10 protein-coding genes and 1 CRISPR repeat array are annotated in these 10377 nt (G+C 42.5%); of the genes, 4 read left to right on the forward strand and 6 right to left on the reverse strand.

Annotated elements, in window-relative coordinates; all coding sequences use genetic code 11:
- Window positions 1-154 precede the first annotated feature (154 nt).
- Window positions 155-862: a polysaccharide deacetylase family protein gene (locus IM477_RS07940; RefSeq protein WP_287731248.1), complete on the forward strand. Its 708-nt coding sequence runs from the start codon at window positions 155-157 to the stop codon at window positions 860-862.
- 534 nt (window positions 863-1396) lie between these two features.
- Here IM477_RS07940 and IM477_RS07945 read toward each other — a convergent pair.
- Window positions 1397-1879: a DUF29 domain-containing protein gene (locus tag IM477_RS07945; protein ID WP_287170845.1), complete on the reverse strand. Its 483-nt coding sequence runs from the start codon at window positions 1877-1879 to the stop codon at window positions 1397-1399.
- 235 nt (window positions 1880-2114) lie between these two features.
- Window positions 2115-2807 (reverse strand): Crp/Fnr family transcriptional regulator, encoded by a 693-nt coding sequence (locus IM477_RS07950; protein WP_287731249.1) that lies wholly within the window; start codon window positions 2805-2807, stop codon window positions 2115-2117.
- Window positions 2808-3161: 354 nt separating this feature from the next.
- On the opposite strand from IM477_RS07950, the gene IM477_RS07955 reads away from it, so the two are divergent.
- On the forward strand, window positions 3162-3350 hold the full coding sequence (locus IM477_RS07955; protein ID WP_002737442.1) for a hypothetical protein: 189 nt from the start codon (window positions 3162-3164) through the stop codon (window positions 3348-3350).
- Window positions 3335-3631 (forward strand): type II toxin-antitoxin system RelE/ParE family toxin, encoded by a 297-nt coding sequence (locus tag IM477_RS07960; protein WP_081310256.1) that lies wholly within the window; start codon window positions 3335-3337, stop codon window positions 3629-3631. Before IM477_RS07955 ends, IM477_RS07960 begins: the two co-directional genes overlap by 16 nt.
- A 199-nt stretch (window positions 3632-3830) precedes the next feature.
- Here IM477_RS07960 and IM477_RS07965 read toward each other — a convergent pair whose 3' ends face one another.
- The gene (locus IM477_RS07965) at window positions 3831-5267 is read right to left on the reverse strand and encodes a GTP-binding protein (protein WP_287731250.1); all 1437 of its coding nucleotides are present in this window, start codon (window positions 5265-5267) and stop codon (window positions 3831-3833) included.
- A gap of 384 nt (window positions 5268-5651) precedes the next feature.
- Here IM477_RS07965 and IM477_RS07970 point away from each other — a divergent pair, with 384 nt between their 5' ends.
- Entirely contained in the window at window positions 5652-6560 is a 909-nt protein-coding gene (locus IM477_RS07970) for a transglutaminase family protein (RefSeq protein WP_287731251.1), read from the forward strand.
- A 208-nt stretch (window positions 6561-6768) separates the two neighbouring features.
- Window positions 6769-7100: direct repeats of the CRISPR family, unit length 32 nt; unit sequence GTTTCCAACTAATCCTATTTGACCTAATAGGT.
- Between the two features lie 105 nt (window positions 7101-7205).
- On the opposite strand, the gene IM477_RS07975 is transcribed toward IM477_RS07970, so the two are convergent.
- From IM477_RS07975 to IM477_RS07985, 3 genes are read right to left on the reverse strand one after another with little or no spacing between them, the layout of a single operon-like run.
- Complete coding sequence (locus IM477_RS07975) at window positions 7206-8864, reverse strand: RAMP superfamily protein (protein WP_287731252.1); 1659 nt, start codon at window positions 8862-8864, stop codon at window positions 7206-7208.
- Between the two features lie 5 nt (window positions 8865-8869).
- Window positions 8870-9277 carry a hypothetical protein gene (locus tag IM477_RS07980; RefSeq protein ID WP_002752858.1) on the reverse strand — a complete coding sequence of 136 codons (408 nt, stop codon included), beginning with the start codon at window positions 9275-9277 and terminating at the stop codon, window positions 8870-8872.
- Window positions 9278-9296: 19 nt separating this feature from the next.
- The gene (locus tag IM477_RS07985; protein WP_002736838.1) at window positions 9297-10124 is read right to left on the reverse strand and encodes an RAMP superfamily CRISPR-associated protein; all 828 of its coding nucleotides are present in this window, start codon (window positions 10122-10124) and stop codon (window positions 9297-9299) included.
- Between the last annotated feature and the right edge of the window lie 253 nt (window positions 10125-10377).

Raw genomic sequence — 10377 nt, forward strand, 5'->3', positions numbered from 1 at the left:
CAATACCAAATCCAGTTATTAAAGACTGATTATCTATTCCTCCTTTTGCATGAGTGCCTCTTGCATGAGTGCCTATCCTGATATGTAGCCTATACTCAACGGATTTAGTATAATTGCTAATCTTTGCTTCTCTTCTCATCCCTTAACCCCCCAAATGAGCATTGCCAAATTAATTATCTCGATCGTCGCTCGGCTGTTGACCGGGGCGATTTTCTATCAACCGACAGGAGAGAAAATTATCGCCCTTACTATCGATGATCTACCCACTCCCAACGATCCGGAAGGAAAATCCACCGATCGCATTTTAGCAGCGATCGCCGCTCATAATCGAGAAAAAGCCAGCCCCGTCAAGGCGACTTTTTTTCTGATCACGGGACACCTGCAACCGAACTCCACCTTGATTGAGCGTCTAATCGCCCAAGGTCACGAAATCGCTAATCACGGCAGCCAAGATCTCCGCACCAGTCAACTGGCTGCCGACGCTTTTGCCAGTCAGTTTCGGGAAGCTAACGATATTTTAAGTCGTCTTGCCGGTCAAGCGCCGCGCTGGTATCGTCCCGGTCAAGCCTTCTATAATCAATCTATGCGCTCGTTTTTTGGGAAATTCCCTGGCTACGAGTCCCGATTTGCCCTCGCTTCCATGATCCCTTTAGATACCAGAAAAGGAACGAATCATCCTCAATTTACCACTTGGTATATCTCGCACTTTATTTTCCCTGGGGCGATTTTAGTGCTTCACGGTGGGTCCCCCGAAAGAGATGAGAATACGGCGATCGTACTGAAGAATTTATTAGCTAAATTACACGATCGAGGTTATCAGGTGGTGACTCTCAGCCAATTAGTTGATCACAAACGTTATTAGGTGACATTTTCGGCTCTTCGGTTTGTGTTATGCAATGGAGGGGGGTTATAAGGGATGGAACCCTTATATAGAAAGGCATTTAGCGATTTTTGTCAATTGTTTTTTATCTAGAGCGAACTAATCAATTAAGTCTTTTGCCAGATAAGGATTTAGTCGATTTATGCCCCCCTATCGAACCATAACAAGTAACGAAGAGCCACATTTTCTAGGCATTAAGGACAAGAAAAGATCGCCAATTCAAAAAAAGAAAGAAGTTTTATTTGAGAATTTCTGCCTTCTTATTGTCAAAAATATTATCTATAATTTTCATTTTCTCTAGGTAAATTGGGTTGATGATAATTGATTAACTATTGAGGGGATTATTTTGATTCCTCTATTTTCTTGCGCCTAAATACACTAATATTGACATTTTCTAATCCGTACTACGAAAAGTATTGCCTAAAAAATACGGATGTTTATTGCCAGAGTGATTGCCCTTGGCTATAAATTTACATACTACTACTATGCTACTTAGTGAAGTGCGGAATGTGGGTCTTAACTAATAAAAGGTGCGATATCGATGGGGAACCAATCCCCGTCTAATACTTGTTCGAGAGTGAATATAGACTCTAGGGGAATTGTATTTTTATCGACAATTCTCCCATCAATTAGGGTTTGTCTCGCGTCTGAATAGGCCTCCCCGAAGGAATTGATGGCATGATTTTTCAGCGTTGGGGTTTTCATCTTTTTTTTCAGTTGCACTCGAAAAGTGGCTATCTCTCCTAGCCAATGACGCGCGTTTCGTTCTCTTTCCGCTGCCCAATAACTCAGTTTCAGAAGATGGATTAATAGTTGAGTTAATAAACTTTCTACGGCCTGGCGCTCACTTTTTCCCATCCATTCGACTTCCTCGATCAGATTTTCCCAGTCCACCCTGTCAAACTCTTTTCGCTTTAACAGTTCGGCGGTTTTTTCTGTCCAGAGAACAAAATCTTCCTCATAGAGAACGGAGAGCGATGGCGGGGTTTGTGCGGTCATAATAGATTTCTGACGTTGCTGATTTGAGATAGGAATCTTCTTGTGTGGGATTTTTAAAACCTAGAGCCAAACTAGCTTTTGGATAGGATGCGCAGTTGGTAAGTAGCTAGACACAATTAATTACACATATCTAACTAGGGCTTGCATGAGTGCCTTTTGCCTTTCCTAACCAAGAAGTTAATTTTGTCCTATTACTTATTCATACCTTGAGTCAGCAACACCAGCAGCAGAAAAATTAATTCTGACTCAAAAATAAACTGGGCAATCCGATAAGATTATCCTGCTTAAAAAAGATCGAATTTTGTTGTCGCAATTTACCGATTAATCTTGTTACTGTTACTCTGGTAGTGCCGATGGCGCTGGCAATTTGAGCGTGAGTTAGGGGATAGGGAAGATAATAGCCTTCTACACAGGGTTGACCGTATTCTTCCAATAATAAAACCAAGAACCCCATTAATCGATCGAGGGAGCGTTTTTGACCGAGAATACTCAACCAAAATAACTTACGCTGGTATTGATGGCGAAAAGTTTCCATAACAGCCGATCGCAATTGCGGCCAGCGTTCTAGATCTTCCCAGTATAACCAGACTAACTCGGTCTCGTCTAGATGAGCTTGGGCTTGTAATTGAAAGGGAAATTGAGAAACAATCTCAAAAGGTTGACCTGCACCCACAAAACCGAGAAATACTTCTTCACTATCGGCAATAGGTAGTTGACGGGGGGATTTTTGGTCAATAACGTTAACTTGTGCCTTACCAAGAATACGAATCGCCCCAGATTCCACAAAGTATAATAGCCCGGGGCGCGTGGCTACTCTTTCATCTTTGGCAAAGGTATGGTTACGATAATGGGATTTTGCCCAGTTAAAGATTTCTGTTTCTTGACCGATTGAGGGTATAAAATCCGACGAAGGAACCGAAGAAGACATTAAAATTAATAACCCACTGGGGCGTTGAGGGAACTGTAAACTAATGTAACAAAAAATTTCTGCGATTGGGGGGGGTCTTGTGGCCGCTAGATGGTTATCGGTCAATAATCCCTAAAAGTTGCGGGGATTGGGCAGATAGGAGAATTATTAAGTATTCTTAAGAGTATCCCCGCCCCAATGTTACAAAAGCTAGATAATCACCCTATCTATTTTTAACTTTTTCTCGCTTTTCTGGGGACTATGGCTTAGGATAGGATGCGTAACTATAATTTTCTATCCGATGATAAATGATAGATGATAGTTGATAGATAACTTAAATTTATACTTTTCCTTAAAAACTTCGGTCAAACTTGTATGAATAGCATTAGACAAAAAGTTGAATCCCTCTTGAATCAATTACCAGATGATTGTTCAATTGAAGATATTCAGTATCATTTATACGTTCTGGAGAAGGTGCGTCAAAGTTTGAACGCTGCCTCTCTGGAGAATACAATCCCCCAAGAAGAAGTTGAGGGTCTTTTAAACAAATGGCTGATCGAGTGAATTATCGCCTTGTCTGGTCGCCCAAAGCAATTGAAGACGTGGATGCGATCGCATCTTATATTAGTCGAGATTCCCCGTCCTACGCGGCGGCCGTCGTGCGTCGAATTCTTGATATAAGCTATTCTTTAGAAAATTGTCCCCTAGAAGCGAAAAAATGCGCCGAGTTTAGCGATGATACCATCCGAGAAAAGTCTGCCTACGCCTACCGTCTGATCTATCAAATTCAAGGGTCAGTAGTTATTATAGCGGCGATCGTCCATAGCAAGCATTTCTTGGATTGATCGAGTCAGTGATCAGTAATCAGTGGTCAACCGTTAGGAGTTAGGAGTTAGGAGTCAGTCAGGAGATAGGGGACAGGTTTTAGGTGTTGGAGGTTGGGGTTTTGGGGTTTTGGGGTTTTGGGGTTTTAGTTCAATTTCCCCACTTCCCCCCGCAACGCGCACGAAGTGGTCTCCCCACTTCCCCACTTCCCCACTTCCCCTAACCCGCACCCCCCAATTTTGAGCCTAATTCCCGCTTAATCCGGTTGAGAATCGAGGTTTCATCGAGGGAATCGAGAATACTGGCCACCACTGCCTTAGGGCCATCGGGTCCCCAGGTGGCCCCATTAGCGAGATAGGTTTTCGTCACTTGGCCGATCGCGTAACAGGATACACCGGCAACTCCCGCTTGAGTCAGGGCGATCGAAGTATAGGGAAGGAGAGAAATGCCGCCAGTGGCAGGAATCGAGAGACCGAGCAGTCCTTTTAGGGAACTTAAGCCCAAAACCGCTAAAAATTCGCTGGCACTAATGCCCCCCATATTGAGGGCAATTTTTTGTAAAAGAGCGATCGCCCCCTGACGAGTTAAATCGATGCCGTATAAGCGAGAAAGAGCGAGAATCATGGCTAGATCGATAACTGCCCCCGTAAACAGATCCAACACCGTCACCGGATTCAGAGCGATCGCCGATGCTTTGATCATCACTGCTTTTTGAATCAATTGATTAGCGCCGCGATCACGGATAGCCATTTTGCGGGCGACAATTTGCTCGTTTACCTCGTCCGCATACAGCATAGAATTGAGTGCTACCAGCGATTTACCCTCTCGATCTAGAATTTCCAAAATTTTGAGTTTCAGGGCTTCTATCTGTGGTTTTCCCCGAAATCGTTGCGTTTTTAGCCGCCCATCCTGCCCTTTAACCGTCTCCGCCAAGAGGGGAGAGGCTGCCACCATAACAATCTCATCGGGGGAGAGTAATTCTTTCACCCGTTCTGAGGCGATTTTCTCATAGATAGCGAGGCGATCGACTTCCGGATACTGATCGATTTTATTAAAGACCAAAATCATCGGTTTTCCTGCTTCGCGTAACTTGGCCAAGGCGGAAAATTCCACTTTGGTCATATCACCAGAGATGATAAAAAGGATTAAATCCACCTGCTGCGCCACCTGACAGGCGAGAATTTCCCTCGTTTGCCCATCTACCTCATCAATACCGGGAGTATCAAGCAATTGCACCTGAGCATTACCCTGGCCGTTCAGGGTCAGACGCGCTAGATTTGGGAAAGTATCATCGCTGCTTAACTGCCAATTTACCCCTTTAATGGTGCGGGTAACTCCGTGTAGAGGACCGGTTGTAAAGATTTCTTGACCGACCAGAGCATTTAAAATCGAGGATTTCCCCCGGCCCACCAGGCCAAAAGCGGCAATTTGAATCAGGGATCGATCGAGTTTTTCCAGCAGGGCTACTAGGCGCTCGATCTCCGCTTCTAGACCAATTTTCTCGATCGAGGTAAGATCCAGACGATCGACAAGTTTGCTCAGAGAATTGCGTGCCTGATTATAGTTGAGTTCTTCTTGAATAGTGCCGACACCTCGAAGCGCTTGTTCTAGGTCTTCGGTATTCCAAGCTCGATCGAGGAACGGGTCAGAGGTCATTTCAGTTATCAGTTATCAGTTATCAGTTATCAGTTATCAGTTATCGGTTATCAGTTGTCAGTGATTAAGTGGGTGGGTGTTAAAAATTGTCAGATACCCCCCTTATCAAGCTATCCCTTATAGGGAGCTTTCTTAACAATTTTTTCAGTAAGCACTCCAACCCTTATCCTGACTTGATTTCAGTTTTTTCTTTGTCAGTAAGGGTGTCAACAAGGAATATTACAAATTGTTAACCGAGTCTTGAAAGCCTTGTGCTACAAGGGTTTGAAATGTTAAGAAAGATGTGACTAAAGGACAGCTTATCAAGGGGGGATTAAGGGGGGATCAAGGGGGGAACCATCTTCAATTTAATTATAACCAGCTACTTTATTAAGGATAATCAGGATGAGTGTCATCTACGACTTGGAACACATCACCAGCTATCATTATCGTAAACCGGTAACTTTTGGGGAACATCGGGCGATTTTTTTGCCCAGCACCGGTCACGGTGAAAGAATTATCAGTTATTCTGTAGAGGCGAATATTGCCGCCAAAACGCGCTGGACTATGGATACTCTATCTAACAACGTGGTAGGGATTGAATTCGCTCAAGCAGCGTCAGAATTAATCGTTACCTGTCGATTACGGGCGGAACATTTTGGCTTAAAAGCGATCGCTGATTTTCCCCTCGATCAACGGGCGATCGAAATTCCCATCCAGTACACCCCCGATGAATGGTTAGATCTAGTGGCGTTTATGCGTCCCCACGCCGAGGATGCCGACGGCAGCCTGGCAGCTTGGGCCAAAAGTTTTGTAGCGGGGAACCAAGATGATACCCTCGATGTCATGGAAAGAATGATGGCCGCTATCAAAGATAATTTTACCTACCAATCCAGGGAGACTGAAGGAACTCAATCCCCCGGAGAAACCATGCGGCTAAAGTCGGGAACTTGTCGCGATTATGCTTGGTTGATGATCGAAGCTTTGCGAAGATTGGGTTTAGCCTGTCGTTTTGTCAGTGGCTATCTCTACGATGCTGCCCTCGACGGTGGTGAAGTGGGGATGACTGGCTCTGGTGCTACCCATGCTTGGTTACAGGTTTATCTGCCGGGGGCCGGTTGGCGTAATTATGATCCGACTAATCAAATTACCGCCAGCTTTGATTTAATTCGAGTGGCGATCGCTCGTCATCCCGGTCAAATCATACCTCTTTCCGGTTCTTGGATTGGTGATGCCGATGACTTTTTGTCTATGGATGTTAAAGTGACCATTCGCAAGCTGGGGACGCTGCCGGATTTTGATCCGAGGGAATAGGTTGAATTTCGGGTTTTTCCTTGACCGGCGATCAACTCCTGACTCCCCCAAAGGAAAACTTCCTACTTCACTATTAGGATAACTGCTAGGGTGTTCGTAATTTAAAGCGAATATTCCCGTTAGGTTGTAGCATTTTTATCGATTTTTGTCAAGATATATTTGACACAATTTATTAGAAAAAGGGTTTCTTTTAGAAACCCTTTTTCTGCTTTCCAACTAATCCTATTTGACCTAATAGGAAAGGAAAGAACGGTTATATGTCAAAATATACCGTTTCTAAACTGTTTTCAACTAATCCTATTTGACCTAATAGGTAAGGACTACTCGAAACCGTCGAGCCGGATTGGGGAATAGCCTTGATGTTTCCAACTAATCCTATTTGACCTAATAGGTAATGGTGGTCCGATTGTCCATATCGACACCTACGATAAGAAGTTTCCAACTAATCCTATTTGACCTAATAGGTGAGGGAATTTGACTGGTCTGAGCGCACCGCTCAAAACTTTATGTTTCCAACTAATCCTATTTGACCTAATAGGTAAGGAATAAGAGTAAGGCTAATTCATTAATTAGCCTTACTTTTTTAGTTTCCAACTAATCCTAATGTGTAATTAATTTTGCTTAGGTACTTAACTATAAACGGGATTATTTCGGCCAAAGTTTTTGAAATTTTCCCTCTTGACCATTATTCTTGTCTAGAAAACCTAGAAAATAAGCACAATCATCAGAGTCATCAGGAAAAATTGTTAATAATTCTAGATATTTATAGGTGTCTTTCGGTCTTTTTTTGCCCTGTTCAGTAGTGATAATATTCACAAGGGGATACATTCGATGCCAAAGACGACCAATTTGATTGATAATTCCTGTCACTGAGGTTTTATAGATACTTAAATTATCCAATTTTTGATAGGCTTTATGAAGCCATTTTATGGCTAGAGAATCATCTTTATCTTCGGCAATTCTTCCCCAAACCTCGACATTTTCAGGATGCCAACTTTCTCGCCACTTAGCACTATTATCGGGAGTTCTGAGGATATCTTTTTGTAAGGTCATCCATTCTTTAGCAATAGTGCGAACATCTTTGATAAAGGGATGAACATGAGTTAAATATCTGACTTTATTATCGTTGATTAAAGAACTTTTATCCCCCCATTGCCAATGACAGCCAATTAAGGGTTTATTGGGATAATAATCCTCATAGAAAATACTATGATCTGCTCGTCGCCATGATTTACCAAATCCTCCTAATAACATGGCAAAACGAGTGAGAAAACGAATTAATTTTTTTAAGCATTCTTGCTGGTTTTCGGGGAGAGATTGGGTGAGAATCCAGCGCAATTCTCCTGTTACTGTGTAGGTGGGTTCGTTGTAACCCTTGGCAAAGGTTCCTAACTCTAGAGAGTTGACATGAAAATCGACAGCTAGTAAACCTTGGGTTGCTTCTCCGTCAATTCCTCCAAATAGCTGATTAACTAATTTTTCGGCATTTTTAGCATCAGTTAAACCGCCAAAAATACGCAAAGCATGACCGCGAATTGCTCCTCGAAAAATATTGGGTCGAAATTCCCTTGCACCATCGAGGCTTTTAGGAGCCATTCCTTGGCCTTTCAGAAAACATTTATATAAAGGTTCTTTTGAAGGTTTAATGTCTTTTGGTAAGCCGTAACCGCTACTAACACGGCATCCTAGACCAGATTCTAAAGCTCTTTCCCAGATAGTCCAAATCTCCTCCCAATCGGGTTGTTCTATTGAGGTAGAAATGCCAAATTTTAGGGTAGGTTGATAGAGAGAAATTAAAGCAAAACCACTTTCTCCACTGGGTTTTTGTCGAGTGTTTGGGGTTTTTACTTGCCATCCCTGTTGCGGGTGAACAATATCTAAAAGATTTTCCGTCCAATCATTAACGGGATAACCGCCATGAAAGCGCAAAAGACTAGGGTTATCGCTATCTTTTTCGAGGTGATAACGTTGTTTTTGTTCGGGGGTGCAAGCTTGACAAAAGGCTCCTTTCATGCTGGAACCGGGATAAAATGGTATGCCATAAGCACCCATTACAGGCCGAATTATTCCTTCATCTTGTCCCCCATTAGTGACAAATCGCCATGATATTTGATATTCTTTGGTTTTTACTTCTTGACCAAATTGGGGAGGATTTTCATCGACTCGTTCTATCCATTCTTTTACCCATTTTTGGCTATCATTTTCATCTTTTTTAGAGTCAATATATTGTAATTGCGATCGCCCTTTGCTTTGTGCGCGAAACATCAGGGGGATTTTGTCACCAATATCGGGAATATTAACCATATAATTTATCGTTCCTTTGTTCCTTTATATCTTTGAGTCCACCAAACTAAACAATCGCATAGTTGCGTTAAAACAGCGAGGGTAATTCTCTGGTCTTCTAGCTTTAATTCCCAGAGTTTTTCTGCCATTGCTTGAACAGATTCGGTATCATTTACCTGTACGGTATCGTTAGGGATAGGAATCCCCGCTTCTGCCATGGTTTCGACTAATTTATCCCAAGTTTCTTTCCAGTATTTTGCCTTATTGGGTTCCTTGGATTGTAAGCGCAGATGTTCACCCCAGAATCTTTCTAGTCCATAGGAAACGGATTCACGCATTTTAAAAGATTGATTGAGAGAATCTCGGTCTCGTAGTTTGGCAGCGAGAACTAATTTCTGAGCAATGCGATCGAGATTGTATTCTTTCCAAGCCATAATATTAGATAAAATGTAATTATTGATTAGCGTAGTTTAAAATAGTAACTTGGCAACGACCAAAACCGATAGATTCTAATCCTCCGAAATATAATTCTTTTTGGTTTACCGATTCTCCAAAAGGTTGCCATCCTGTTTCTTTGCAAGCAATGGGAAAAACTAAAATACTACCCACGGGTAAAGCTTCCACATTGAAAAAAGCTCCTTTTTCTGTATCCACTTTTTTCTGACCTTCTAGTAGTTTAACCCGGCTTTGTCGGTAGAGTGCCATATCGTGCAGCATGGATATATCGTTATCATCAACGACGACTAATTGAGAAGCTTTTAAATCCGCTTGCGGGGGAATCCACGAAGAAAGCTCCTCTAAGTGTTCAATTTCGAGAAATCCTAAGTTAAAAAATAAAACTTTGCTATTGCGGTTAACTCCCTGCACTACTCGCGCTTGTAAACTAGGGGAAGCAGTATAGGGATTGGGTACTTTTGCAGAGATTCCCGTGATTTGTTTATAGCGTTTTAATAATAGGGGAGAAGTGACCCAAACTATCGGCTGCCCCGGACAAAATACCGGCAACCAAACGAGGGAAGCATATTCAAATTTAACTTTTGCTTCGGTGGTTCCTCCGTCTTCTTGTCCTGGGATTGTTTCGTGTCCGTACCATGTACGTTTTTCATCTATATTGTTCATATCGGCACGAAAACGGCCGCGAATAGAACTACCAGGGATAATTGCTGTTTGGGTGAATTGGTCACGAAAAATGAGGTTAAGATTACCCGTTTCTTCTCCTGCGGTTGCTCCCACATGAAGGGGTGCTAAGGTTTCAAGTATGCCATAACTTTTGTGATACATTTTTTGGTAAAAGTGAGTATTTTAGATGCTTAGGGATTATTCTAAACTAAGTTAATATTAATGTCAGAATTTTCTAAGATTTTGTTAATATTTGATCGTGGTATTTAGGCTATTAGGACAGCACAAAGCTAAGTAGGTGGGTGGAATTAAATATAAAATGAACGTAGGTTGGGTTGAAGCATGAAACCCAACGCCCGCATGGGTTACGCTACCGCTAACCCATCCTACAAATAATTGTGCCTACCTACTTAAG

The sequence above is a fragment of the Microcystis sp. M090S1 genome (assembly GCF_020246295.1).
GTDB classification, from domain to species: Bacteria; Cyanobacteriota; Cyanobacteriia; order Cyanobacteriales; family Microcystaceae; genus Microcystis; species Microcystis aeruginosa.